Consider the following 26,090-nt stretch of genomic DNA (forward strand, 5'->3'; position numbering starts at 1 on the left):
TATCATGGACGAGTTCACCATTCAGGCCCCCGCCAAGCTGAACCTCACCCTGGACGTACTGGGCCGCCGGGAGGACGGCTATCACGACCTGAAAATGGTCATGCAGTCCATCACCCTGGCCGACCGGCTCACCCTGCGCCCGGGCCGGGCCCCCGGCATCCAGGTCAGCAGCAGCTTTCACTTTCTGCCCACCGGGGAGAAAAACCTGGCGGGCAAGGCGGCGGTGTGCTTTTACCAGGCTCTAGGCCGCCCCGCCCGGGACCTGGACATCTCCATTACGAAGCATGTCCCTGTGTGTGCCGGCATGGCCGGGGGGAGCAGCGATGCCGCCGCCGTCCTCCGGGCCCTGAACCGGCTGGAAGGTGACCCCTTCTCCCCGGAGGAGCTGGCCCATGTGGGCGAGGCGGTGGGCTCTGACGTGCCCTACTGTGTGCTGGGCTGCACCGCCCTGGCCCAGGGCCGGGGCGAGGTGCTCACCCCCCTGTCTCCCCTGCCCCACTGCTGGGTGGTGGCCTGCAAGCCCGACTTCCCCGTGTCCACCCCAGAGCTGTTCGCCCGAATCGACAGCTGCCGCATCCGCCGCCGCCCCGATGCCGACGGCCTGATGGCCGCTTTAGAGCAGGGGGACCTGATGGAGGTGGCCCGGCGGATGTACAACGTGTTCGAGGACGTGCTGCCCGAGCGGCAGTTGGCCCGGGTGGCCGATATCAAGAACACCTTGATCCAGCAGGGCGCTCTGGGGGCCAACATGAGCGGCACCGGCCCCACCGCCTTCGGCCTGTTCTCCAGCCAAAGTCAGGCCCAAGCCGCTTACGATGTCCTGAAGCAGCGCTATCAGGAGGTTTTTCTGGCCGAGACCGTTTAAATCCTCTCATTTCCGCCCATACTGTAGGCACATCGCTGATCGTATGGGCGGTTTTTTGCCGCCGGGAGGGATTTTTATGGATCGGAAACTGAGACGCTGGGAGCTGGCCTTGATGCTGGGCGCAGCTTTGGCCCTGGTACTGGGGGCCTGGCTGGGGGGTGAGCAGCGGGCTTTGGCCGGGCGAGTGGTCCGGCTCCACGTCATCGCCAACTCGGATTCGGCCCGGGACCAGGCCCTGAAGCTGGCGGTACGGGACGGGGTACTCTCCCGGGCGGAGGCCCTCTATCCCCCCGAAGCCACCCTGGACCAGGCCAGAGCCGCCCTGGCCGACCATCTGGACGAGCTGGCAGCGGCGGGTCAGGCGGTGGTGGATGCCCAGGGCGGTACAGACCGGGTCACCGCCCAGCTCACCCGCTGCTGGTTCCCCACCAAGACCTACGACGGCTTCGCCCTCCCCGCCGGGGAGTACGAGGCGCTTCGAGTGGTCATCGGCGACGGCCGGGGCCAAAACTGGTGGTGCGTGGCCTACCCGCCCCTGTGTCTGGGCGCGGCCAGCGAGACCATAGAGGATGCCGCCCAGGCGGGGCAATTCACCTCCGGCCAGGCCAAATTGGTCACCGGGGACTCCGGGCCCTATGTGTTAAAATTCAAAGGGATGGAGCTGCTGGGCAGGCTGGAGGGGCTGTTTTCTTAATCGAAATGTTCGATTTTTGCCTCTGGTGGACATGAAAACCGGCAAGGCTGATTTGATCCGCACCCCCAATACCGGACACCCGGTATTGGGGTAGAGACTGTCAAAAAAGCCTGTCATTGCGAGGAGGCCCAATGGGCCGACGTGGCAATCCGTTCCTAAAACTCACAAGTATCAGCATATTTCCGACTTTTGGGTTACGGATTCCCACGTCGCTTCGCTCCTCGGAATGACAGAAAAGGGTTTATCGACACGCTGCACCCCCAATACTGGACACCCGGTATTGGGGGTATTTTCAGCTTCTATCATGAAAGTCAGGTGTAGGTGATGAACCCGGCCCCTTCATCATGCAGAAGGATCCAGTCTAAAACAAAATGGATGCCTCCCTCTGAGTTTAGGGAAGCATCCATGATGGAATCCTAATATTCAATTTTGACCCGGTGTCCAGAAACCTGGGTACCTATCGAGTACGATGGCTGCCTGGCGGTCCTGTTTCGGCTTACATCGCCTGCCGTCCCTCCAGGGCGCGCATGAGGGTGGCGTCGTCGGCGTATTCCAGGTGGCTGCCCACGGGGATACCATAGGCCAGGCGGGAGACCCGCACCTGGAAGGGCCTGAGCAGCCGGGCCAGATACATGGCGGTGGCCTCCCCCTCCGTGTCCGGGTTGGTGGCCATGATGACCTCCTCCACTCCCCCGGCGGCCACCCGCTCCACCAGGGATTTGATGTGCAGGTCGTCCGGCCCCACATGGTTCATGGGGGAGATGACCCCGTGGAGCACATGATACAGCCCGTGATACTCCCGGGAGCGCTCCATAGCCACCACGTCCTTGGGGTCGGCCACCACGCAGATAACGCCGTGATTCCGCTTGGGGCTGGCGCACACGGCGCAGGGGCCCTCCCCCTCCGTGAGATTCTGGCACACGGGGCAGCAGTGGATGGCCGTTTTGGCCTGGGTGATGGACTGGGCAAAGGCATCCGCCTCCTCCTGAGGCAGGGACAGCACATAAAAGGCCAGGCGCTGGGCCGTTTTTCTGCCGATGCCGGGCAGCTTGGCAAAGTGCTCCACTAGATTTTCTAGTGCGGGGGGAAAGTATTCCATGAAAAAACCTCCGGGGTGTTTTGGGGAAAGTTAACCCTGACAGCGCAGGGCTGCGATGGCGGCGGGGATATCCTCTTTGCCATAGACGGCGGAACCGGCCACCAGCACATTGGCCCCGGCCTCCACCACCAGGGGAGCGGTCTTGGGGGCGATGCCGCCGTCCACCTCCAGCTCGCAGGCGGGGTTATATTGGTCGATGATCTGCCGCACCTGGCGGATGGTCTCCAGCTGATCGTCCATAAACGCCTGACCGCCGAAGCCGGGCTCCACCGTCATCACCAGCACCATGTCCAGCTGCTCGATATAGGGCAGGATGGCTCGGGCAGAGGTGATGGGCCGCAGAGCCACTGCCTTCTTCACGCCGCATTGATCCATAACCTTCAGCGCCTCGGCGATGCGGGTGGGGTGGTCCGCCTCCAGATGGATGGACAGCAGATCGGCCCCCGCCTGGGCGAAGGTCTCGATATAGCGCAGGGGCTTGTCGATCATCAGGTGCACATCCAGGAACATGTCGGTACATTTGCGGATGGACTTGACCACGGGCACACCCAAGGAGATGTTGGGCACAAAGTTTCCATCCATCACGTCCACGTGGAGATAGTCGGCGGTGGCCACGCGGCGGATGTCCCGCTCCAGATTGCCAAAGTCAGCCGACAGGATAGAAGGGGCGATCTTGATCATGAGAAGCTGCCTCGCTTTCGTCATTGTTGTATAGTATAAGAGTGTGCAAGGGAAGGCCCTTGGGGCCATCTGCCCCGGGGGCGCATAGGATAAAGGGCGGAGCGCGGAAGTCCATGGGCTTCCCGGTGTCCCGGCGGCGGGGACTGTGGGACCTGGCTTGCCCCCGTCCCGCCCTCGGCGGCCCGCCGCTTTTCAGATAGCCGTCCGCCGGCGGAACAACAGCCCGTCGGCGGACGGCAAAGGGGCGGTATTTTCGCTTGAATACAGGCTTAGTACAGGTCGCCGGTGTCCCGCTCCGCCACCTGATAGCCCTCGTCCCGCATGGCCTGGAGGATCTGCTTCTTGTGGTCGTGGCCAAAGGCCTCCAGCGTGACCCGCAGCTCCACGCCGGACTGGCGGTTGATGTTGACGAACTGGTTGTGCTCCAGCTTGATGATGTTGCCGTTGTTCCGGGCCAGCACGTCGGCCACCCGCATCAGCTCGCCGGGACGGTCGGGCAGCTGCACGGCGAAGGTGAAAATCCGGCCCCGGCCGATGAGGCCGTGCTGCACCAGAGAGGACATGGTGATCACGTCCATATTGCCCCCGGAGAGCACCGAGACCACGTTCTTGCCCTTGCAGTCCAGATGCTTCAGGGCGGCCACGGTGAGCAGGCCGGCATTCTCCACGATCATCTTGTGCCGCTCCATGATGTCCAGGAAGGCCTCCACCAGCTCGCCGTCCTCCAGAGCCAGCACCCGGTCCACGTTCTGCTGGACATAGGGGAACACCAAATCGCCGGGGGTCTTCACCGCCACGCCGTCGGCGATGGTACTGGCGGTGGGCAGAGTGACCACATGGCCCGCCTCCAGGCTGGCCTTCATGGAGGCCGCGCCGGTGGGCTCCACGCCGATGACCTCTACATTGGGGTTGAGCAGCTTGGCCAAAGTGGACACGCCGGCGGCCAGACCGCCGCCGCCGATGGGGATGAGGATCACATCCACGTCGGGCAGGTCCTGGAATATCTCATAGGCGATGGTGCCCTGACCAGTGGCCAGGGTCAGGTCGTTGAAGGGGTGGACATAGGTCAGGCCCTGCTCCTCCGCCAGCTGGGCGGCCAGCTCGGCGGCATCGTCGAACACCTCTCCGTGGAGCACCACGTTGGCCCCATAGTCCTTGGTGTTGTTCACCTTCACCAGGGGGGTGGTGGTGGGCATGACAATGGTGGCGGCCACACCGGCGGCCTGGGCGGCATAGGCCACGCCCTGGGCGTGGTTTCCGGCGGAGGCGGTGACCAGGCCCCGGGCCTTCTCCTCGTCGGTGAGAGTGCTGATCTTATAATAGGCCCCTCGAATCTTATACGCGCCAGTGACCTGCATGTTTTCCGGCTTCAGATACACGTTGTTGCCGCAGCTCTTGCTGAGATAGGGCGAGTGGATCAGCGGTGTGGGCCGCAGCACGCCCTGCAACACATTTCGGGCTTCTTTGAACTGTTCGAGGGTAAGCATAGTTTCGCGCTCCTTTTATATCTAAATAGGCTTTCTTATCATACTCCATTCCGCCTGCATAAGTCAATGCAAACCACGCCCCTGCGGGGCAATTTCCTTGACACTCTCCGCCCACCGGGGTACAATGGCAGTAAGATGAGAAAAGCATTCTATTTCCCAACTGGGACTACGGAGGAAAAACATGGCCAAACATGTAAAGCGTTCTGTCCTGCCCATCTATCTGGTGGGCTTTTTCTGGCTGGGGTACGCCCTGCTGTTCTCCCTGCGCTCGGCGGGGCAATATCTGCTGTGCGCCGCCCTGTCCGGGGTGGTGTTTGTACTGGGCAAGGCCCTGTTCCCGGACAGGCTCTATGACCTGCCTGGAGCGCCGGAGCAGGCCAAGCAAGAGCCCGCCAAAGATACCAAAGAGAAGGTCCAAGCCAAGGCCGAGTCCCGGCAGCCCGCCCTCTCTCCCGAGGTGGCCGCTCTGATCAAGGAGCGGGACCGTGCCGTCAGCGAGATGCGCCGTCTGAACGACAACATTCCCGACCCCCGGCTGTCCCAGCAGATCGACCACCTGGAGGAGGTCACTGGGAAGATCGTGGACCAGGTGGTGTCCCAGCCCAAAAAGCTGCCCCAGATCCGTCGCTTCATGGACTACTACCTGCCCACCACCCTGAAGCTGCTCAACGCCTATGACCGGATGGACTCCACCGGCATCGCCGGGGACAATATCACTGCCACCAAGGACAAGGTGTCCGCCATGATGGACACCATCGTCCATGCCTTTGACCGCCAGCTGGATGCCCTGTTCGGCGAGGAGGCCCTGGACATCTCCACCGATATCACCGTGATGGAAAACCTGCTGGCCCGGGAGGGACTGACCCAGGATAAGCCGTCCGGCCAAAATCCCGACGGCGGCGTGGAGCTCCATCTGTAATACCAGCTAAAATACCGAACATGACAGGAGGACACATAAGATGAGCGAAGAGACTATGGACCTGACCCCCCAGCTGACCCTCACCCCCGATTCCGCTGCCACCCAGCCCCAGGCCCCCAGCCTGACCCTGGAGCCCAACGCCGACCAGCAGCAGGCCCAGGCCGCCCAACAGGCCGCCCAGGCCCAGCGGGAGGCCAACGCCGTAAAGATCGACGAGTCCATGCTCAACGAGGCGGAGCGGAAGATGGTGGACGACTTTGCCCAGAAGATCGATATCACCGACTCCAACCTGGTGCTGCAATATGGCGCGGCGGCCCAGAAGAACATCGCCTCCTTCTCGGAAAGCGCCCTGAGCAACGTGAAAACGAAGGACCTGGGTCAGGTGGGCGACGCCCTCAGCCAGCTGGTGGGCGAGCTGAAGACCTTCGGCCAGCCGGAGAAGAAGGGCCTGGCCGGGCTGTTCCAGAAAAAGCGCAGCGAGCTGGAGGCCATGAAGGCCAGCTATGCCAAGGCGGAGTCCAACGTGGACCGCATCGTCAAGGTACTGGAGGAGCACCAGGTGACCCTGATGAAGGACATCGCCATGTTCGACCAGATGTATGAGCTGAACACCAAGTACTATAAAGAGCTGACCATGTACATCATCGCCGGCAAGAAGCGGCTGGAGTATCTCCGCTCCAACGACCTGGTCCAGCTGCGGGAGAAGGCCGCCCAGTCCGGCACCCAGGAGGATGCCCAGGCCTGCAACGACTTTGCAAACCTGCTGGACCGGTTCGAGAAGAAGCTCCACGATCTGGAGCTGACCCGGATGATCTCCGTGCAGATGGGCCCCCAGACCCGCCTGCTGCAGAACAACGACACCCAGATGCTGGAGAAGATCCAGTCCTCTCTGGTGAACACCATCCCCCTGTGGAAGAGCCAGATGGTACTGGCCCTTGGGCTGGAGCACAGCCGTCAGGCCACCGCCGCCCAGACCGCCGTGACCAACATGACCAACGACCTGCTGCGGCAGAACGCAGACATGCTGAAAATGGGCACCATCGAGACCGCCCGTGAGGCCGAGCGCTCCGTGGTGGATATCCAGACCCTGCAGCACACCAACGAGCAGCTCATCTCCACCCTGGACGAGGTGATGAAGATCCAGACCGAGGGCGCCCAGAAGCGCCGGGAGGCCGAGGCCGAGCTGGGCCGCATCGAGGGCGAGCTGAAGCAGAAGCTGCTGGAGATCCGGGGCTGATCTGCCCTTGCCCCTGTTCCCGCCCCCTGCCGGGGGCGGGAATTTAAAACTCCCGCTCTTGATCCCCGCCCCCGCAGGGGGTGGGGACTATAAAAACACACCTCTTTTGAAAGGACTATGCTATGAAATTCCTGCAAAAGACCTGGGTGGCCGTGGTCATCACCGCCGCCATGATCGTGGCCGCGGTGGCCATCGGCCTGAGCAAGCCAGCCCCGGCCGCCACGCCGGAGCCTGCGGCTCCCCCCAGTTTCTCTGACACAGCCCTGGACGGCTCCCTGTCCACCGGCCAGTATCAGCGCTATCTCAACGACCAGCCCGGGGTCCTTACCGAGCAGCAGCGCCAGCAGCTGTGTCTTTACAACGCCAACTGGGACCTGCGCTACAGCAGTATCCTGGTGGTGGATATCCAGTCTGCGGCCCCCACCTCTGACAGTCTGGCCGACTACGCCTACGACCAGGCCAACCGCATGGAGCTGGGGCGGTATGATGCCTATCTGGTCATCGTCCCCTCCATTCAGGATGCCTATTTTGCCGCCGGGGCGGACTATCCCCTGTCCGACAGCCAGATCACCGACTTCATGGACCGGTACCTCTATCAGGACCTGGTGGACGGCAAGACGGATCAGGGCGTACTGGCCCTGTGCGCCGGGCTGAACGACTACTATGTGTCCAACTTCGGCACCGGCTCCGCCGACGGCGACTACAGCTATGACGACTACGGCACCGACGAGGGCTCCGCTCTGGTGGGCCTGTTGATGCTGCTGGTCATTCTGCTGGTGATCTTCAGCATCATCGACCGCCTGCGCTACTCCTCCTATCGTCAGCGGTATTACGGTGTGGTAGATCCGCCCGTTCTCTTCCGGCCCCTGCTGTTCTGGCACGGACCCTCCTACGGCTGGTATCGCCGCCGCTGGCACCAGCCTCCTCCCCCGCCTCCCCGTGGCCCCGGCGGCCCCGGTCCCAGGCGGCCCGGCGGTCCCGGCAGCTTTGGCGGTGGACCTCGCCCCGGCGGTCACAGTGGTAATTCTCGCCCCGGCGGTTTTGGGAGCACTTCCCGGGGCGGCGGCTTTGGCAGCGGCTCCCGGGGCGGCGGCTTTGGCGGCGGCGCTCCCAGAGGCGGCGGCTTTGGCGGCGGCGCTCCCAGAGGCGGCGGCTTTGGCGGCGGCGCTCCCAGAGGCGGTGGCTTTGGCGGCGGCTCCCGGGGCGGCGGCTTTGGCGGCGGCGCTCCCAGAGGCGGCGGCTTTGGCGGCGGCGCTCCCAGAGGCGGCGGCTTCGGCGGCGGCTCCCGGGGCGGCGGCTTTGGCCGACGCTGAACCTCCTCCCTTTCCCGGCATACTCCCGGCCCGTTTCTCATATGATTTGGGGAACAAACGAATCAGGAGTGTGATGCCCCATGAGACCCACCCCCGCTGACCTCAACCGTATCCGGCTCCACGGGCGGCTGGAAGCTGCCCCCGTCCTCTCCCACGAGAACCATGGTGTCGCGTTCTATCTCTTTCCCCTGGCCGTGGCTCGCCTGTCCGGCGTGGAGGACCGGCTGCATGTGGTTCTGCCCGACGGACTGCTGTCCCAGCTGGGACCGCCCGTTCTGGGTCAGGAGGTCACCGTCGCCGGAGAGGTCCGCACCTTCAACAACCGCTCCGGTCCGGGCAGCAAGCTGGTCATCAGCACCTTCGCCCGGTCTGTCCTCCCCTGCTCCGGCCCGGATGAAAACCGACTGGAGCTCACCGGTACCCTGTGCAAGCCCCCTGCTCTGCGCTCCACCCCCCTGGGCCGGACCATCTGCGACATGATCCTAGCGGTGAACCGGCGGTACAGCCGGGCGGACTATCTCCCCTGCATCGCCTGGGGCAGCCTGGCCCATCTATGCGGCAGTCTGACCGTGGGGAACCGGGTGCGGCTCACCGGGCGGCTGCAGAGCCGCCTGTACAGCAAGACCATCGAGGGCCGTCTGGAGGAGCGCACCGCCTTCGAGGTGTCCATCATGTCTTTGACTCAGGAGGAGGTCTCCTCTCCCCCAGAGCCCGTTTTGCTCCATACGCAAGCTGCACACGCCGAGGGCGGTCTGTAAGTCCAGACCGCCCTCGCTTCTTCCTATCCGCTATTCCACATATGACCCGCCCGACACTGGACAAACAGCACCGGGCGGGTCATATTTTATATTCTCACCGCCTTATAGATAAGACGGGCTGCTTTTGGTCTGCTGCCCCGGGGCGCAGCCTTGGGGCGGCAGTGGGCGGCGCCGGAAATGCGCCTATGTTCTCTCTTTGCTTCGGGCCGCGGTTTTTTCGCCGCGGACTTTCAGGCGGATGCCAAACCGGGCGTCTCAGCTCCGATCTGCCCCTATTCTAGCAGAGATCCCAAGCCGAATTTTCACGAATCCGGGAACAGTCTGTAAACGATTTAAAAACAAAAGCGCCGGCCTGGCCGACGCTTTTTTCAGGCTTGGATCACTCCACGCCCATCTGGGTCCACAGGTCGTTATACAGGGTACGGGTCTCGGCGGGCAGGTTGAGATACATCTCGCACTGGTCCAGCACCTCCTGGGGGGCGGCCATCACCTGATAGACCTCGTCCGGCAGCTTCTCCCCGGTCTGTTCCTCATAATAGGCGGGGTACTGCTCCAGAGCCTCCTGGTTGGGGGAGGCATACCAGATGAAGTCCATGTTCCGCAGGGAGGCCTCGGTGGAGCAGATGAAGTTGATCCACTCCTCCGCCTCGGTCTTGTGCTTGGCATCCTTCAGCACCACCATGGCATCCACAAACCAGTTGGAGCCCTCCTTGGGGATGACATACTTCAGGTCGGGGTTGTTCATATACATGGACAGGTAGTCCCCGGCATAGTAGGTGCACAGGGCGGTCTCCCCCACTTCCATCTTGTCGTAGATCTCGTCCATGAAGAAGCCCTGATACACGCCAGCCGCCTTGGACACGGCAATCAGGTCGTAGGCCTCGCGGATCTGAGCCTCGTCGGTGGTGTTGATGGAATAGCCCAGATACATCAGCGCGGTGGCCAGGGCATCCCGGGGGTTGCCGATCATGGCCGTCATGCCCTCGTACTGCATATCAAACAGGGCCTCCCAGCTGTCGATCTCCTTATCGATCATAGTGGGGTTATAGATGATGCCCAGAGTGCCCCAGGTGTAGGGCACGGAGTACAGGTTCTCCGGGTCATAGGGCAAGTTCTTGAACCGGTCTGCGATCAGGCTGAAATTGGGAATGTTGTCAAAATTCAGCTCGGCCAGCAGGCCCTCCTCGGCCATCTGGGCGATCATATAGTCAGAGGGCACGATCACGTCATACCCGGAGCCGCCCATGGCCACCTTAGAGTACATCATCTCGTTGCTCTCGGCGGTCTGATAGATCACTTTGATGCCCGTCTTTTCCTCGAACAGGTCAAACAGGTCCTCGTCGATGTTTTCACCCCAGCCGCACACGACCACCTCGCGCTGTGTGCCGGTGCTGCTGCTGTTGGAACCGGCGGCATCATCCTCCATGGCACAGCCGGACAGGAACAGGCCCATCGCCGTGGTACAGGCGAGGGTCAAGGCTACGATTTTCTTCAATGGATCATTCCTCCCAAATAAATATATCTCTCGGCCTCAGGCCGGAAAGACCAGATTGCCCCGCTCAGTGCTTGGCCTGGCGGGCCTTCTCCTGCCGGGCCTCCCGCACGTTGACGATGATCAGCAGCAGCAGGACGGACACGAACAGCAATGTGGACACGGCGTTCATTTTGGGGCTGATGCGCCGCTTTGCCATGCCGTAGATGGTCATGGCCAGGGTGCTGGTCTTGGGCCCGGCGGTGAAATAGGAGATGACAAAGTCATCCACGCTCATAGTAAAGGCGATGAGCATCCCGTTGACGATGCCCGGCTTGATCTCGGGCACCACCACCTTCCAGAACGCCTGCATCCAGGTACAGCCCAGGTCCTGGGCCGCATCGATGAGGTTTTTGTCCATCTGCCGCAGCTTGGGCATGACGGACAGGATCACATAGGGGATGTTAAAGCTCACGTGGGCGATGAGCAGGGTGGTAAAGCCCAGGGACAGCCGTGGGGCCGTCAGGCGATAGGTCTGCTCCATCCAGGTGACAAAGCTGTTCCAGCCCGCAAAGGCCGCCACAAAGAACAGACACAGGCTGACGCCGGTGACGATGTCCGCATTCATCATGGGAATGTTGTTCACCGTCATCAGGGGCTCCCGCACCCGGCGCTTCATGTTGTAAAAACCGATGGAGGCGAAGGTGCCCGCCACGGTGGCGATGGCCGCCGACAGCAGAGCCACCAGCAGGGTGGTGTACAGGGAGTTCATGATCTGGCTGTCCCGGAACAGCTCGGCATACCACTTCAGAGTAAAGCCGTTCCACACGGTGCGGCTTTTAGAGTTATTGAAGGAGAATACGATGAGCACGAAAATGGGGGCATAGAGGAACAAAAACACCAGCCCCATAGAGATACGCCCAAACAGGGACGGCCGCTGTTTCAGACTCATAACATCACCGCCTGTTCCTCGCCCTCGCCAAAGCGATTCATCACATACATACAGACCACCACGACGACCATCATCACCATGGCAATGGCGCTGCCCAAGTGGGGATTATAGGCCGTGCCCACAAACTGCATCTCAATGAGGTTGCCCAGCAGCGTCTGGTTGTTGCCGCCCAGCAGGCGGGAGATGGCAAAGGTGGACACTGCGGGGACAAACACCATGGTGATGCCGGAGAGCACCCCCGGCAGGGACAGGGGCAGGATGACCTTGCGGAAGGTCAGGGCCGAGTTGGCCCCCAGGTCCTGGGCCGCCTCCAGCAGGGAGTTGTCCATTTTGATGATGACCGAGTAAATGGGCAGGATCATAAAGGGCAGATAGTTATATACCATGCCCAACACCACCGCTCCCTGGGTGTTGATCATGGGGAAATACTGCAGCTCGGTGCCGCAGAGGTGGTTCACCAGATCGATAAGCCCGATGGCCTGGAACAGCCGGTTCAGCAGGCCGGTGTTCTCCAGAATGGACATCCAGGCATAGGTCCGCAGCAGAAAGTTCATCCACATGGGCAGCATGATCAGGGCCATGGCCGCCTTTTGAAACTGGGCCCCCTCTTTCGCCATCCAATAGGAGATGGGATAGCCGATGAGCAGGCAGATGGCGGTGGCGATGAGGGCCAGCTTGAAGGAGCGCAGGAACACCACGGTGTAGGCGCCCATCTGGGCAAAGTTGTTCAGGGTGAAGCGAACGGCCTTCTCCCCGGTCTCGGCGTCTACCACGATCTCCTGGGTAAAGGCGTAGACCACCATCATCACAATGGGGATCACGGTGAACAGGGCCATCCACACCACATAGGGGGCGGCCAGCCAGGAGCGTTTATTTTTCATCTCCGCCCTCCTGATCCCCTTCCTCGGGATCAAAGGTGGCGTCAGAGATCTCCTCATACTCCTCGGAATAGGAGGAGTAGTCCCCGAACAGGCCGGAATACTGGCTCTTCTTCATCACGTGGAAGCCGTCTGGGTCGATCTTGATGCCGATGCGGCTGCCCACGGGGGACAGGTCGGTGGTCTGGATCAGCCACTTAAAGCCATAGAAGTCCACGATGATGTCATACTGCATCCCCTTGAAGGTCACGTTGGTCACGGTGCCCTTCAGCTGGCCCTGGTCCTCGGGGACGATGTCCACGTCCTCGGGCCGGATGACCACATCCACCGCCTCGTCCGGGGCAAAGCCGCCGTCCAGGCACTGGAAGCGCCGGTTGAAGATCTCCACCACGCCGTCGGAGCGCATGATGCCGTCGATGATGTTGGACTCGCCGATGAAGTCGGCCACAAAGGCGTTCTTGGGCTCGTTATAGATGTCCTCGGGGGTGCCGATCTGCTGGATCTTGCCCCTGTCCATGACCACCACGGTGTCGGACATGGCCAGGGCCTCCTCCTGGTCGTGGGTCACATAGATGAAGGTGATCTCCATGGCCTGCTGGATGCGCTTGAGCTCGTTTTGCATATCCTTGCGCAGCTTCAGGTCCAAAGCGCCCAGGGGTTCGTCCAGCAGCAGGACCTTGGGCCGGTTCACCAGGGCCCGGGCAATGGCCACCCGCTGCTGCTGGCCGCCGGACAGGGCGGTGATGTGCCGCTTTTCAAAGCCCCGCAGATTCACGATCTCCAGCATCTCCATCACCCGGCTGTGGATCTCTTTTTCAGACAGCTTTACCTTTTTGCCGCTGGCATCCGCCTTGGGGATGCGCAGACCAAAGGCGATGTTCTCATACACGTTGAGATGGGGGAACAGGGCGTATTTCTGAAAGACCGTATTGATGGCCCGCTTATAAGGCGGGACAGAATTCATCCTCACGCCGTCAAACAACACATCGCCAGAGGTGGGCGTTTGAAAACCACCGATGATGCGCAGGGTGGTGGTCTTGCCGCATCCACTGGGGCCAAGCAGCGTGAGGAATTCCTTATCATTGATATACAGGTTGATGTGATCAAGCACGATCTCGTTGTCGAAAGCCATGGTACAGTTGTCCAGGCGGATCAACTCTTTGGACATGTATCCTCCCCCATTTCAAAAATTATCGTTTCCAGCTCCCTTGTTTCATCGCTCCGTCCCTTCCTGCTGAACAGAGCGTCAGGCAGATAGCAAGCTCAACTATATCTGTTCCCCCCAGAAATGTCAATCATTTTTCCCCAAATTTCTCTTGGATTTTACCTGGGATCTTTCTGTGGAGAACGGCGGCGGGGCGGGGAGCCTGTTTTCCCGCCCCAGCCGGGCATTTTATCCTGTTTTTGCCTTGGCTGGCCGCACGTCCCAGAACAGCAGCCGATAATAGTCATAATCCAAAATCACCGCCGAATAGGCCACACGGTTCTGCACCTCCGCCAGCTTGGCCGCGGCCACGCTCATGTCCGGTTCGGCCCCGTCCCAGCGGCGGTATTCGTCCGTCACCGAGTTATACCACCCATCCTGGCAGATAAAGCTGTAGTTGGAGAAGATGACCATCCCCGGCTGGTCAGACAGGATGTCCGTCCCCATCATCAGCCGGGAGTCATACTCCAGGCCGAACAGGTTGGACAGGGTGGGCGCGATGTCCAGGCTGGAGCAGTACTTGTCCACCTCCACCGGCTTCTTCATCTGATCGTTCCACAGGATCAGGGTGTTCTCGTATATCTCGAACACCGGGTCCACGGTGTGGCCCAGCAGCTCGCTGTACTCCTCGTCGGTGAGGCCATAGGGGTAGTGGTCGGCGGACAGGACGATCACCGTGTCGTCCAGCTTGCCCGCCGCCTCCAGCTGGTCCACCAGGCTCTTCACCGCCAGCTCCAGCTCCTGCTGGCAGGCCAGATAGCACTTGACGCTGTCGCTGTAGGGCAGGTCCTTCACCTCGTCCCAGTGCCTGCGGGCCATGGCGTTCTCCTCCAGGTTATAGTTCAGATGGCCGCTCACCGTGAGACAATAGACCATGAAGGGGTCCTGGTCGGCAAACATGGGTACGATCTTCTCCATCATCTCCCGGTCAGAGGCGGGGAAGGCATCGGCGGAGTCCAAACTCAGCCCCTGCCCCAGGGCGATATACTCATAGCCCATGTTGGGGTGGGACCGGTTGCGGTCATAGTAGTTATAGAGATAGTCGTGGAAGGCCATGGTGCGGTAGCCCAGGTCCCGGAACTGATTGCCCAGGGAGAAGGGCATATAGTTTTCCGAGGACAGGGAGTAACTCCACACCCCCGACTTGGGCACCAGGCCGGTGGTGGTGACATATTCCCCGTCCGAGGTGGACACCCCCCACAGCGGCGTGTAAAAGTGGTCAAAGGTAAATCCCTGGTGGGACAGCTTCCACAGCGTGGGGGTGCGCTGGGGGTCCATGGCCAGGGTGGAGAAGCCCTCGGCCACGATCCACACCAGGTTCTTCCCCTTGAAATAGCCCGTCCACTGGTTCTTCTCCGAGGGCTCCCGCTGGGCAAACCACTTGTGGGCCTCCAGCAGGGTCTCGTCCGTCTCCTGGTCGATGAGCTTGTCAAAGTCGAAGTTCATGATGTTATATTTGGACGAGGCGTATTTTTGCTCTTTCTCTGGGCCGGTCCGGTTCAGAGGGCGGACCCACTTGGGCCGGTCCCGCATATCCGGGTCGTCCGGGGCGATGCCGCCCACCAGGCGGCGGACCTCCAGGGTGGTCTGGGTCAACATGCCGAAGTCCTGCATCTCCAGCTCCGGCGTGGCAGTGCGGTAATACACATAGCGCAGCGACAAGTTCCCCCCGCCGCACAGATAGACCACGCCCATCACCGCCAGCTGCACCAGAATGGCCGCCACGGCCCACCGGATGCGCAGCCCCGCCGGGTCTGGCTGGTCCAGGACCAGCTTCTTTCGCCACAGGGCGGCGAAGATCACCGGCAGTGCCATCATCAGGATGGGGAACCAGTTTAAAATGATCTCAGCAGTGGCCATGCCTCCAAAGGCCCCGGCCACCATGCCCATCTTGGTCAGAGAGAAGATGGTGAGAAAGGTCTTGAACAGGTGGTAATACACCGCCTGGGCCCCCAGCCACAGAGAGATCAGCCCGGTACACAGCACCAGCAGCACCCTGCCCTTCCCGGGGGACACTCCGCCGCACAGCAGCCCCAGGCCCATGGCGATGGGGACGGTGAACAGCAGGGTAAACAAAGCCCCCATTGGCGAGATGCCATGGAGACAGTACAGCTTTAAAAACAGTTCCTCATAATAGATGACGACCAGGAAATAGAATCCGGGCCGCGCCAGACGCAGCCGGGGCCGGAGCAGGGTCCGAAAGCGCCGGCTTAGTTTCTCCATGCCATCCATGGTATGCCTCCTAAAAGGAAAGGATATCCGTTTATCGTCAACGGCAGTTTTCATTATTTTACTCGCCCGCCACCCCCCTGTCAACGAATTTGGAGAGCCGTTTTCTTTTTTGTCGCACATTGGGCGGAATGAAACCGCCGTTCTGTTCTTCAATGAACAACAGTTGATGGAATGCACAAAAAAAATGTGAAAACCATCCCTTTTTTCGGAAATCCACAGCGCTGTTCCGCCTTGAAAAACAAACGTTCTTCTGCTATGATAGCTTTTAATATAAGCGATTCACAGATTATTTACAATTTGTTCTTTCGACCCGAACAGCGGCCCCTGAAACAGAAATAAGGAGGCCCGGAGAGGAGTGCGTGGTTTGTCTCAACTGCGAGAAAATCTGGTGGAGCGGCTGAAGAAGGCCTACTCCGCCTATTACGATATAGAGGAGATCCAGGACGGCTCCCCCCTGAAGGCCCTGTGCAGCTATCACCTGCGGGACAGCCAGTATGTGCTGATGAAGCAGGCGGAGCTGTGGGCGGCGGAGAGCCATGAATACCTCTATCTGTGGTCCACGGACCACCTGGATGTTCCCTTGGTGGAGGAGGTCTTCCGCCGGGTGACGGAGGACGGCGAGCCTCGGGTCCGTCCCCACGCCCAGCACATGTACACCTATCTCACCGCCGTGGTGCTGTATGACAGCGCCGACCCCCTGGCTCTGGCCCGGCTGAAAAAGCTGAAGCGCCGCCGGGAATTCAAGCTATCCCTCCATGGATGGATGGAGTTTCGTATAGCCGCCGTGGACCTGTCCACGGGAGAAGTCACCACCAATCGCAGCGGCAAGCTCATCGGCAAAGACGTGAAGCGGCTGGTGGCGCGCATTGTTTCCAAAGAAAAAGGAGAGGAGCAAAAACAATGAATGCAGTATTGGTTTTCCTGGTCGGCTGCGCCATTCTTGTTGTAGGATACATTTTCTACGGCGGCTGGCTGGCCAAGCAGTGGGGCGTGGATGACTCCCGCGTGACCCCTGCCCATGAGCTGGAGGACGGCATGGACTATGTCCCCGCCAAGGCCCCCGTGCTGATGGGACATCACTTTTCCTCCATCGCGGGTGCCGGCCCCATCAATGGCCCCATTCAGGCCGCCGTGTTCGGCTGGGTCCCCGTGGTGCTGTGGGTGCTGATCGGCGGCATCTTCTTCGGTGCCGTCCATGACTATGGCGCTCTGTTCGCCTCTATCCGCCACAAGGGCCAGTCCATCGGCGAGGTCATCGCCCTGAACATCGGCTCCCGGGCCAAGAAGCTCTTCCTGATCTTCTCTTACCTGACCCTGATCCTGGTGGTGGCCGCCTTCGCCTCCATCGTGGCCAGCACCTTCCAGGCCACCTATGTGGACGGCGTTGTGGACACCGTCAAGTCCGCCACCAACGCCTCTGTGGCCATGATCTCCCTGCTGTTCATCCTGATGGCCATCATCTTCGGCTTCTTTGTCTACCGCAAGGGCGCTTCCCTGGCCGTGGCCACTGTGGCCGGCGTGATCGGCATCGTGGTCTGCCTGGTGGTGGGCCTGAACTTCCACCCCATCTACCTGTCCAACACCGCCTGGATGTGGATCATCGGCGTGTACATCCTCATCGCCTCTGTGGCTCCCGTGTGGATCCTGCTCCAGCCCCGTGACTATCTGTCCTCCTTCCTGCTGTACGCCATGATGATCATCGCCGCTGTGGGTGTGCTGGGGGCCGGCATTATGGGCGCTGACCTGAATATGGACATGCCCGCCTTCACCGGCTGGTACGACAACATGACCGTGGTGGCCTCCACCGGGGCTCCCGCCTCTCTGGGCTATGTGTTCCCCGCCCTGTTCGTCACCATCGCCTGCGGTGCCATCTCCGGCTTCCACTCTCTGGTGGGCTCCGGCACCACCGCCAAGCAGCTGGACCACGAGCGCGATGCCAAGCCCATCGCCTATGGCGGCATGCTCATCGAGTGTGCCCTGGCTCTGGTCTCTCTGTGCGCTGTGGCTTACATCTGGCAGGACTATGTGAAGCTGCCCTCTGACGGCGGCATCCGCACCCCCACCGCCGTGTTCGCCACCGGCATCTCCCGCATGGTGGCCACCATCCCCGGTCTGGAGGGCACCCAGGCCACTGTCAGCTCTCTGCTGGTGCTGACCGTGTCCGTGTTCTGCCTGACCTCCCTGGACACCGCCACCCGTCTGGCCCGGTATATGTTCCAGGAGTTCTGGCTGGAGCCCGGCCAGACCTATAAGGATGCCACCGGCTTCAAGGCTGTGCTGTGCAACCCCTTCGTGGCCACCGCCATCACCGTGGTCCTGGGTATCGGCCTGGGCCTGGGCGGCTACTCCACCATCTGGCCCCTGTTCGGCGCTTCTAACCAGCTGCTGGCCGCTCTGGCTCTGCTGGCCGTGTGCGCCTGGCTGGGCAACGTGGGTAAGAACAACAAGATGTTCTACCTCCCCATGATCTTCATGCTGGTGGTCACTCTGACCTCTCTGGCTCAGACCGCCATCGCCAAAGTGAACACCATCTCCGCCAACGGTGCCACCACCGCCCCCATGATCCAGCTGGTGCTGGCCGTGGTGCTGTTCGTCCTGGCTCTGGTGCTGGCTGTTGAGGCCTGCCAGACCATCTTCGGCCACAAGAAGCCCGCCGCTTCCAAGTAAGGCCATTCCATCCGCAAGACAAGCGGGCCCGAGTGTGCAAGCTCGGGTCCGCTTCTTGTTTTTCCATCTAACGCATGTTATGATATGCTTGTTTAAAAGGGGGCCGTTTCATGTTCTCCTCAACCCGGCGCGCCCTGATGCAGCGCCTTTTCCCGGCGCTGGAGGGCCTGATCTACGCCCGCTTTCTCTTCCTGGACCTGACGGGCCGGGGGGCGGCAGGCAACGGTCTGAAGTACTTGGGCATCGTTCTGTGCGCCGTCTTCGCCTGGTATCAGGCCAGAGGCGGCGGCTCCCGGCTGATGGCCTGGGCACTGACGCTCACCCTGGGAGCGGACTTCTTTCTGCTGATGCTGGACCGGTACTATGTTCTGGGTCTGCTGCTGTTCTGCGCCGTCCAGGGGCTGTATCTCCTGCGCATCGCCCGGGCCAACGGAGGGCGGACATTGTGGACAGCGCGCCTGGTGCTGTGCCTCCTCTCCCCCGCCCTGCTGGCCGTTTTAGGGCGGCTGACAGGAGAGAACCTGCTGGCCCTGATCTATTTCTCCAACTTCCTGTGCAACGTGGCCCTGGCGGTCAAACTGCCCCGGGGCTGGGGGCGGCAGTTTGCCCTTGGGCTGGCTCTGTTTCTATGCTGCGACGTATGCGTAGGGATTTTCCAGTCCCCCGGCCTGCTCCCGCCAACCTTAGAGCGCTTCGCCAGCCTGGGCATGTGGCTGTTCTATCTCCCCGGCCAGGTGCTCATCGTCCTGTCCGGCTGTAATCCCCACGAAACGAGGTCCCGCTATGAAAACCAGTAAACCCCTGTCCCTGTTCACCGCCCTGTTCACCGCCCTGGCAGTGCTGTCCGGCTCCATCGCCACCCCCCTGCTGTGCCGTCCCTTCTATTATGCCCACATCGGCCCCATGGGGCTGACGGAGTATGTGGGGTTGACCCCGGAACAGATCCGCCAGGCCTTTGACCAGGTGATGGACTTCTGCCTGGGACTGCGGCCCGACTTTGCCGCCGGGGTGCTGCCCTGGTCCCAGTCCGGGGCCGATCACTTTACCGACGTGCGGGAGCTGTTTCTGCTGGACCTGCGGGTACTGGCCCTGTCTCTGGCAGGACTGCTCCTTTTGCTGGTCTGCAGCCGTTTGAAACACGTCCGGCCCTATTGCTTCCGGGGCCGGGGCCCCGGCTTTTGGGCCGCGGCGGGACTGGCCGCCGTCTTTCTCGTGGTGGGCGGCCTGGCCGCGCTGGACTTTGACCGGGCCTTCGTGATCTTCCACGCCCTCTTCTTCCCCGGCAAGACCAACTGGCTCTTCGACTGGCGCACAGACCCGGTGATCCTTATTCTGCCCGAGACGTTCTTCCGCAACTGCGCCCTGCTCATTCTGGCCCTGGTGATGCTGTGGTGCGCCGTTCTCATCTTCGCCGACCTGTGGGCCGGCAAGCGGCGGAAGCAGCGGGGGCAGTCCCTCTGAACGATCAAAAAAATCACGCCCCGGAGACGAGCTTCTTTCCTCATCTCCGGGGCGCTGCTTTGTCTATTTCTCTGTGTTCAAAATCAGGCTCCTGGCAAATTCTCGTGCCCTGTACGCCTTCTCATCCTCCATGAACACGCTGTTATAGCCGTGGTCGTGCCCGGCCAGCATGCCCAGATAGCGCAGCTGGGAGTGCTTGCAGTAGCGTTTCACGCCGCTCTCCCACAGGTCGGCCCCCTTCTCCGGGGGATAGCCGCAGGTGGTCACCAGGGCTACCGCCTTCCCCGCCCACAGGGCGGGGCCCTTTTTTTCGCCGTAATACTTGTTCATGCCATAGACCAGCCGGTCCAACACCGCCTTCATGGGCGGGGTGCAGTACCAGGAGTAGATGGGTGTGGCAAGCACCAGCACTTCACAGGCCAGCACCTGGCGGAAGATATCCTCCATGTCGTCCCGGATGGCACAGCCAAAGATGTTCCAGTCCCGCTGGCAGGTGCGGCAGGCCCGGCAGGGCCGCAGGTCCAGGTCATAGAGCCAGACTGTCTCGCACCGGCAGCCCAGTTTCTCCAGCTCCGCCGTGAAGGGCCGGAGCAGCGCGGCGGTGTTGCCTGTTTTTCTGGGACTGCCCATCAGGATACACACCTGTCTTTCCATGTGAAGCGCCTCCCCACCTGTCTCATCTGCTTCGGAACGCAAACCACCGCTGGCCCCCATAGTTCAGGATGACGAACAGGCCCGACCCGGCCAGCAGGGTCAGGTTGCCCTTGAGCTGTTCGCTGAGGGCGGTCTCCGCCAGCAGACGGGCCATAATGGGCTGGGCCAGACCATAGGCCAGCAGCCAGCACACGGTGATGTTCAGGACAAATCGGAGCACCACCCCCGCCCCCCGCTCCTGATTGCGGAAGGTGAAGTGCTTATTTAAAAAAAAACTCACGATGCTGCCCACAATATAGTTGGCCGCCGAGGCGATCCACTGTCCCCTGCTGCCCCAGGTGTTCAGAGGCGTCAGATTGTACAGGCCGAACATCACCCCATAGCCCACGGCGGTGTTCACCAGACCCACCAGGATAAACCGGAAGAAGGTGGGGTCAAACAGTTTTGCCAGATGCGCTCTCATCGTTCCCTCCGCAGTGTTCGGCCAGGATATACCGTGGCCGGTCCTTGATCTCCTCGTAAATCTTGGCGATATAATAGCCGATGATGCCCAGACAGATCATCAGAATGCTGCCGATGAGCAGCTGGAGCAATATCACCGTGGTAAAGCCCTCCAGGGCGTGGCCGGTGAACTTCTGCCACAGGGAGTGCAGCCCCAGCACCACCGAGGCCAGAAAGACCACACTCCCCAGCAGGGTGACGATCTGCAGAGGTGCGGTGGAGAAGGCGGCGATGTTGGTGACGGCGTAGCGCACCAGACTCATCACCGACCACTTGGACTCCCCCGCCACCCGGGGCTGGACCTCAAACTCCACCGTGGCGGTGGAAAAGCCGATCCAGGATGACAGAGCCCGGAAAAAGGCGTTCTTCTCCCGCAGGGCCACCAGGGTATCCACCGCTTTCCGGTCCAGCAGCTTAAAGTCAGAGGCCCGGGACATGTCCACCCCGGTGACCCGGCTGAGAATGTCATAGAACCGGTGGGCGGCAAAGGCGTGGAGAGGGGATTCCTTCCCCCGGCTGACCTTTATCCCCTCGATGACCTCGTACCCCTGCTGCCACAGGCGGTACATCTCCTCCAGCTTCTCCGGCGGGTGCTGCAGGTCGCAGTCCATCACCGCCGCGCAGTCTCCCCGGGCCTGGGCCAGGCCGGCAAAGATGGCCGCCTCCTTGCCGAAATTCCGGGAGAAGCGCACCCCTCGCACCTGGGGGAATCGGGCCGCCTGGGTCTGGATGGCCGCCCAGCTGCCGTCTTTGGAGCCGTCGTCCACGAATAACAGCTCGAAGGGGATATCCGCCGCCGTCAGCAATTCCGTGATGCGCTCCGCCGCCCGGGGGATGGACGCCTCCTCGTTATAGGAGGGGAGCACCACCGACAGCAGTCCGCCCTGTTTTAACTCTCTCAACGGCTTCATCTCCTGTTCTCATAGGCCAGTTCAAAGTCCGACTTGGGGGTGTAGGTCTTCTGGACCTTCACCACCACCCGGCCATCCACCACCTGGACGCTGCCGTCGGCGGGGTACAGAGGCATGGCCTGAAAGGCTTTGGAATCGGACACGGCGATCATGGTCTCCTCGGCCGGCTCGTCCACGGGGACGTTGAGCCAGTCGTTAAAGTAGTAGTAGAGGTGCTTGTTCAGGTGGGTCACGGTGTTCAGGGGCACGCTGTAGTGGTCCACCTGGAAGAACGTCGGGACGCAGGTGCGCAGCTGGCTCTCGTCCGGGGCCCCGATGACCACGATCTCCATGCCCTTCTCATAGCCCGGGCAGCTCTCAATGCGGGAGAGCATCCGGGTGGCATAGCTCTCTGTGGCCCGGTGGGACTGGGCGGCGGCGGTGTAGAGCAGGTTATCCGTGTTCACGCAGAACAGCAGCAGCAGCACCGCCCACACCACGGGCACATACTCCCAGCCCCGCTTTAAGCGCCGGGCGCTCTCCGCCCCGTCCGCCAGCATGAGCACCGCCCCATACACCAGCACGAAGGAATACTTCATCAGAGGCGTGGGGTCGGAGTAGGGGCTGAGCACCCGCATAAAGTTCAGCCCCAGGGGCAGCAGGGCCGCCATGCACAAACCGCCCACCAGCCGCCAAGGCTCCCCCTTCAGGCGCTTGCTGCCCACCCGGGCAAAGAAGCAGGCTGCACCCACCGCCAGGGCCGCCAGATCCACCACCGCCATCCAGCCGGTGGCAAAGGCGTTGGCCGAGCCGGGCTTGAAGAAGAAGGCGGCCGTCTGCCAATAGGCGGAGAGGATGAGCCGGGGCAGCTGACCGATGGGATAGCCGGAGCTGGCCGCGTCCATGCCCAGATAGGACAGCAGCTCCAGACCCTTCACTTTTAGAAATACCATCAAAACGGCATAATAGAGGACGGCCCCCACCGCCAGGTGGAGGACAAACCGCACCCCTAAGCGCAGGGTCTTTGGAAAGGTGGCGGAGGGCTCCAGCGTCTCCCGCAGCACCGCCAGCAGAGCAAGGCCGATGGCCAGTGTGACATAGGCCTGATAGATGCCCATGGCCAGGGCCAGCAGCACCGGCCCCGCCAGGGACCATCTGTCCCCCCGCCGGGCCAGCCACACCGACCCTGCGGCCAGCAGAATGGCCAGGGCATAGGCCGAGGCGGTGAACATATAGAGGAAGGTGTATCCCAGACAGGGGAAGGCGGCCATAATGGCCCCCCACAGTCCGGCGGCCACCCGGCCCCGGATCTTCAGAATGTCCACCGTCAGGGCGGCGGCCAGACCCAGCAGCACCATGGTCACCAGGCCGATGGCGGCGGGCATCTGGGTAAAGTCGTTCAGGGCCGAGGCATAGTGCAAAAACCACCGGCCGGACACCGTCATCTGCTGGGGGTCATACATCCGGCTCAAGCCGTCGGCGTTGGGGATCAGGTTGGCAAAGGCGAACAGGTGGGCCAGATAGCCCACCAGAAAGCAGCTGAAAAACGCAGCCTTGGCCGCCGGGTCTATGCCCCGCCACAGCCGGCACATTTGCTTGTCCATGGACAGAATTCTCCTTCTATCGGAAATTTTGAAACCGTCAAAACAGGGGCCTACTGCGCCTATTTTAAGTTATTATAGCATCATCCTTCCCCCGGCGCAAGTAACGGGACAGGTGCCCTTCTCCCCGGCATGAAAAAGCTTGCATTTCAATAAACCCTTTATTATAATAGGTTTTTAAGAAAGAAGGTCGATGTCCATGATGGTTTCCACGAAGGGGCGCTATGCCCTGCGGGTGATGATCGAGCTGGCCTCCCGCTGTGACGAGGGGGTGGTCTGTCTGAAAGAGATCGCCGAGCACCAGCAAATATCAGAAAAATATTTAGAGGCCATTGTGAAAAGCCTGGTGTCCGCCGGTCTGGTCATCGGCACCCGGGGCAAAGGCGGGGGCTATCGCCTGGCCCAGACCCCGGACCAGTGCACCGTGGCCGCCATCCTCCGGGCAGCGGAGGGCTCCCTGTCCCCGGTGAACTGCCTGGATGACGACTGTCCCCGCCACGGAAACTGCGCCACCCTGCCCATGTGGCGGGAGCTGAACCGCATCATCGACGACTATTTCCAGGGCATCTCCCTGGAACAGCTCACCGCCCAGGCCCAGGCCCTGGGGGATACCGGCGTGGTATAGTCGTTTTGTACAACCCTCCCCCTAAATCTGCCCCGTTCCCACTGCGTTCCACCATGTTTTTTAATTCCTATTGACATTATAGGTTTTCGGTGCTATGATTCACTCAAACCTATAAAAAAGATATGTTTTTGTCCGGGAGGGACAGGCTCCCTGCCCGCCCCGGCGATACAGAAAGGAACGATCCCATGATCTACTTGGATAACGCGGCCACCACCAAGACCAGTCCGGCGGCCCAAAAGGCCATGCTGGAGTGCATGGAGCAGTTTTGGGGCAATCCCTCCAGCCTGCACACCCCCGGGCAGAAGGCCGCCGAGGCCCTGGCCCAGGCCCGTGAGACGGTGGCCGCCTGCATCGGTGCCACCCCCCGGGAGATCTACTTCACCTCCGGCGGCAGCGAGGCAGACAACCAGGCCATCGTCAGCGCCGCCCTGCTGGGCAAACGCAAGGGCAAGACCCACCTCATCTCCACCGCCATCGAGCACCACGCCGTGCTCCACACCCTGGCCCGGCTGGAGAAGGACGGCTTTGATGTCACCCTCCTCCCCGTGGATGAGAGCGGCATCGTAAAGGTCGACGACGTGGCCGCCGCCATCCGGGAGGACACCGCCCTGGTGAGCGTCATGTTCGCCAACAACGAGATCGGCTCCATCCAGCCCATTGAGGAGATCGGTGCCCTGTGTCACGAAAAGCATGTGCTGTTCCACACCGATGCGGTGCAGGCGGCGGGCCATCTGCCCATCGACGTGGAGAAGCAGCACATCGACATGCTGTCCCTGTCCGGCCACAAGTTCCACGGCCCCAGGGGCACCGGTCTGCTGTATGTCCGCCGGGGCGTGCCCCTGCTCCCTCTCATCGAGGGCGGCGCTCAGGAGCGGGGCAAGCGGGCCGGCACCGAGAACCTGCCCGCCATCGCCGGCATGGCTGTGGCCCTGAAAGATGCCTGCGACCACATGCAGGAGGACACTCAGCGCCAGCTGGCCCTGCGGGAGCGCCTCATCGCCGGGCTGAGCAAGATCCCCCACAGCGCCCTGAACGGCGACCCCGTCCGCCGTCTGCCCGGCAACGTGAGCTTCTGCTTCGAGGGCATCGAGGGGGAGTCCATGCTGCTGCTGCTGGACGACAAGGGTATCGCCGCCTCCTCCGGCTCCGCCTGCACCTCCGGCTCTCTGGACCCCAGCCATGTGCTGCTGGCCATCGGCCGTCCCCACGAGGTGGCCCACGGCTCCCTGCGCCTGACCCTGGGGGCCGAGACCACCCAGGATGAGATCGACTACACCATCCAGTCCGTGGCCGAAGTGGTGGAGCGCCTGCGGGCTATGTCCCCCGTTTGGGATGAGTTACAGAAAGGAGTTCGTTCTTATGTTATACAGTGAGAAGGTCATGGACCATTTCCGCAACCCCAGAAATGTGGGTGAGATCGAAAACGCCGACGGCGTGGGCCAGGTGGGCAACGCCAAGTGCGGCGACATCATGCGCATGACCCTGAAGATCGACGACGGTGTGATCACCGATGCCAAGTTCACCACCTTTGGCTGCGGCTCCGCCATCGCCACCAGCTCCATCGCCACCGAGATGATCAAGGGCAAGCCGGTGAGCGAGGCTCTGGAGCTGTCCAATAAGGCGGTGGTGGAGGCCCTGGACGGTCTGCCCGCCCACAAGATCCACTGCTCCGTCCTGGCGGAGGAGGCCGTGAAGGCCGCCGTAAAGGACTACTACGACAAAAACCACATCGCCTATGACCCCAAGCTGTTCTGCGAGGGCGACTGCGCGCACTGTCACGAATAAGCTCCATAAAAAAATTTCCTTCTGCTTTTTGCGGCAGAAGGAAATTTTTTCGGCTTTTATGCGTTCTCGTCCAGCACTTGAGTGAATACCTGGGGGGGCATAACGCCCACCTTGCG

At 61.6% G+C, this 26,090-nt stretch carries 25 protein-coding genes; 13 read left to right on the forward strand and 12 right to left on the reverse strand.

The genetic code is table 11. The annotated features are described in order from the left end of the window. Positions 1-4: 4 nt before the first annotated feature. Both ispE and H8S55_RS05095 read left to right on the forward strand, forming a co-directional pair. A complete protein-coding gene (gene ispE / locus H8S55_RS05090) occupies positions 5-865 on the forward strand; it encodes a 4-(cytidine 5'-diphospho)-2-C-methyl-D-erythritol kinase (protein WP_186878063.1) in 861 nt (286 codons plus the stop codon). Positions 866-941: 76 nt separating this feature from the next. Further along, entirely contained in the window at positions 942-1,559 is a 618-nt protein-coding gene (locus tag H8S55_RS05095; protein WP_243200472.1) for a stage II sporulation protein R, read from the forward strand. A 496-nt stretch (positions 1,560-2,055) separates the two neighbouring features. On the opposite strand, the gene recR is transcribed toward H8S55_RS05095, so the two are convergent. The 3 genes from recR to ilvA all read right to left on the reverse strand — a co-directional run bounded on the left by recR (position 2,056) and on the right by ilvA (position 4,826). Then, on the reverse strand, positions 2,056-2,658 hold the full coding sequence (recR, locus tag H8S55_RS05100) for a recombination mediator RecR (RefSeq protein WP_186878065.1): 603 nt from the start codon (positions 2,656-2,658) through the stop codon (positions 2,056-2,058). A gap of 30 nt (positions 2,659-2,688) precedes the next feature. Further along, complete coding sequence (gene rpe / locus H8S55_RS05105) at positions 2,689-3,339, reverse strand: ribulose-phosphate 3-epimerase (RefSeq protein WP_147561178.1); 651 nt, start codon at positions 3,337-3,339, stop codon at positions 2,689-2,691. Between the two features lie 269 nt (positions 3,340-3,608). Next, positions 3,609-4,826, reverse strand: a complete 1,218-nt coding sequence (gene ilvA, locus H8S55_RS05110) for a threonine ammonia-lyase (protein ID WP_186878066.1) — start codon at positions 4,824-4,826, stop codon at positions 3,609-3,611. Positions 4,827-5,007: 181 nt separating this feature from the next. Here ilvA and H8S55_RS05115 point away from each other — a divergent pair, with 181 nt between their 5' ends. The 4 genes from H8S55_RS05115 (at position 5,008) to H8S55_RS05130 (ending at position 9,053) form a co-directional block, all read left to right on the forward strand. After that, the gene (locus H8S55_RS05115; protein ID WP_186878067.1) at positions 5,008-5,745 is read left to right on the forward strand and encodes a 5-bromo-4-chloroindolyl phosphate hydrolysis family protein; all 738 of its coding nucleotides are present in this window, start codon (positions 5,008-5,010) and stop codon (positions 5,743-5,745) included. A 40-nt stretch (positions 5,746-5,785) separates the two neighbouring features. Then, positions 5,786-6,982 (forward strand): toxic anion resistance protein, encoded by a 1,197-nt coding sequence (locus tag H8S55_RS05120; protein ID WP_186878068.1) that lies wholly within the window; start codon positions 5,786-5,788, stop codon positions 6,980-6,982. A gap of 122 nt (positions 6,983-7,104) precedes the next feature. Next, positions 7,105-8,295: a TPM domain-containing protein gene (locus H8S55_RS05125; RefSeq protein ID WP_186878069.1), complete on the forward strand. Its 1,191-nt coding sequence runs from the start codon at positions 7,105-7,107 to the stop codon at positions 8,293-8,295. Positions 8,296-8,375: 80 nt separating this feature from the next. Further along, entirely contained in the window at positions 8,376-9,053 is a 678-nt protein-coding gene (locus tag H8S55_RS05130) for a single-stranded DNA-binding protein (RefSeq protein WP_186878070.1), read from the forward strand. A 379-nt stretch (positions 9,054-9,432) separates the two neighbouring features. Here H8S55_RS05130 and H8S55_RS05135 read toward each other — a convergent pair whose 3' ends face one another. The 5 genes from H8S55_RS05135 to H8S55_RS05155 all read right to left on the reverse strand — a co-directional run bounded on the left by H8S55_RS05135 (position 9,433) and on the right by H8S55_RS05155 (position 15,790). Then, complete coding sequence (locus H8S55_RS05135) at positions 9,433-10,548, reverse strand: ABC transporter substrate-binding protein (RefSeq protein ID WP_186878071.1); 1,116 nt, start codon at positions 10,546-10,548, stop codon at positions 9,433-9,435. 64 nt (positions 10,549-10,612) lie between these two features. Continuing rightward, entirely contained in the window at positions 10,613-11,476 is an 864-nt protein-coding gene (locus tag H8S55_RS05140; protein WP_186878072.1) for an ABC transporter permease, read from the reverse strand. After that, positions 11,473-12,357 (reverse strand): ABC transporter permease, encoded by an 885-nt coding sequence (locus H8S55_RS05145; protein WP_186878073.1) that lies wholly within the window; start codon positions 12,355-12,357, stop codon positions 11,473-11,475. Before H8S55_RS05145 ends, H8S55_RS05140 begins: the two co-directional genes overlap by 4 nt. After that, positions 12,347-13,522, reverse strand: coding sequence for an ABC transporter ATP-binding protein (locus H8S55_RS05150; RefSeq protein ID WP_186878074.1), 1,176 nt, complete (start codon positions 13,520-13,522; stop codon positions 12,347-12,349). The genes H8S55_RS05145 and H8S55_RS05150 overlap by 11 nt, the downstream gene beginning before the upstream one ends. Before the next feature lie 225 nt (positions 13,523-13,747). After that, complete coding sequence (locus tag H8S55_RS05155) at positions 13,748-15,790, reverse strand: LTA synthase family protein (protein ID WP_186878075.1); 2,043 nt, start codon at positions 15,788-15,790, stop codon at positions 13,748-13,750. Between the two features lie 364 nt (positions 15,791-16,154). On the opposite strand from H8S55_RS05155, the gene H8S55_RS05160 reads away from it, so the two are divergent. The 4 genes from H8S55_RS05160 (at position 16,155) to H8S55_RS05175 (ending at position 19,918) form a co-directional block, all read left to right on the forward strand. Continuing rightward, entirely contained in the window at positions 16,155-16,694 is a 540-nt protein-coding gene (locus H8S55_RS05160; protein WP_147561153.1) for a DUF8052 family protein, read from the forward strand. Further along, complete coding sequence (locus tag H8S55_RS05165) at positions 16,691-18,457, forward strand: carbon starvation CstA family protein (RefSeq protein ID WP_186878076.1); 1,767 nt, start codon at positions 16,691-16,693, stop codon at positions 18,455-18,457. The genes H8S55_RS05160 and H8S55_RS05165 overlap by 4 nt, the downstream gene beginning before the upstream one ends. 110 nt (positions 18,458-18,567) lie before the next feature. Then, positions 18,568-19,254: a lysoplasmalogenase family protein gene (locus H8S55_RS05170; RefSeq protein WP_186878077.1), complete on the forward strand. Its 687-nt coding sequence runs from the start codon at positions 18,568-18,570 to the stop codon at positions 19,252-19,254. After that, complete coding sequence (locus H8S55_RS05175; RefSeq protein WP_186878078.1) at positions 19,241-19,918, forward strand: TIGR01906 family membrane protein; 678 nt, start codon at positions 19,241-19,243, stop codon at positions 19,916-19,918. The genes H8S55_RS05170 and H8S55_RS05175 overlap by 14 nt, the downstream gene beginning before the upstream one ends. Positions 19,919-19,981: 63 nt before the next feature. On the opposite strand, the gene H8S55_RS05180 is transcribed toward H8S55_RS05175, so the two are convergent. From H8S55_RS05180 to H8S55_RS05195, 4 genes are read right to left on the reverse strand one after another with little or no spacing between them, the layout of a single operon-like run. After that, complete coding sequence (locus H8S55_RS05180; protein ID WP_186878079.1) at positions 19,982-20,572, reverse strand: flavodoxin family protein; 591 nt, start codon at positions 20,570-20,572, stop codon at positions 19,982-19,984. Between the two features lie 22 nt (positions 20,573-20,594). Continuing rightward, on the reverse strand, positions 20,595-21,035 hold the full coding sequence (locus H8S55_RS05185) for a GtrA family protein (protein WP_186878080.1): 441 nt from the start codon (positions 21,033-21,035) through the stop codon (positions 20,595-20,597). Beyond that, on the reverse strand, positions 21,007-21,975 hold the full coding sequence (locus tag H8S55_RS05190; protein WP_243200473.1) for a glycosyltransferase family 2 protein: 969 nt from the start codon (positions 21,973-21,975) through the stop codon (positions 21,007-21,009). Before H8S55_RS05190 ends, H8S55_RS05185 begins: the two co-directional genes overlap by 29 nt. Before the next feature lie 5 nt (positions 21,976-21,980). Further along, the gene (locus H8S55_RS05195) at positions 21,981-23,567 is read right to left on the reverse strand and encodes a glucosyltransferase domain-containing protein (RefSeq protein WP_186878082.1); all 1,587 of its coding nucleotides are present in this window, start codon (positions 23,565-23,567) and stop codon (positions 21,981-21,983) included. 196 nt (positions 23,568-23,763) lie between these two features. Between H8S55_RS05195 and H8S55_RS05200 the strand changes: the two genes are divergently transcribed. The 3 genes from H8S55_RS05200 (at position 23,764) to nifU (ending at position 25,974) form a co-directional block, all read left to right on the forward strand. After that, positions 23,764-24,189 carry an RrF2 family transcriptional regulator gene (locus tag H8S55_RS05200; protein ID WP_186878083.1) on the forward strand — a complete coding sequence of 142 codons (426 nt, stop codon included), beginning with the start codon at positions 23,764-23,766 and terminating at the stop codon, positions 24,187-24,189. A gap of 185 nt (positions 24,190-24,374) precedes the next feature. Then, entirely contained in the window at positions 24,375-25,562 is a 1,188-nt protein-coding gene (gene nifS / locus H8S55_RS05205; RefSeq protein ID WP_186878084.1) for a cysteine desulfurase NifS, read from the forward strand. After that, the gene (gene nifU, locus H8S55_RS05210) at positions 25,549-25,974 is read left to right on the forward strand and encodes a Fe-S cluster assembly scaffold protein NifU (protein WP_147561133.1); all 426 of its coding nucleotides are present in this window, start codon (positions 25,549-25,551) and stop codon (positions 25,972-25,974) included. Before nifS ends, nifU begins: the two co-directional genes overlap by 14 nt. Positions 25,975-26,090: the final 116 nt, after the last annotated feature.

The organism is Flintibacter faecis (genome assembly GCF_014287875.1).
Lineage (GTDB): Bacteria > Bacillota > Clostridia > Oscillospirales > Oscillospiraceae > Lawsonibacter > Lawsonibacter faecis_A.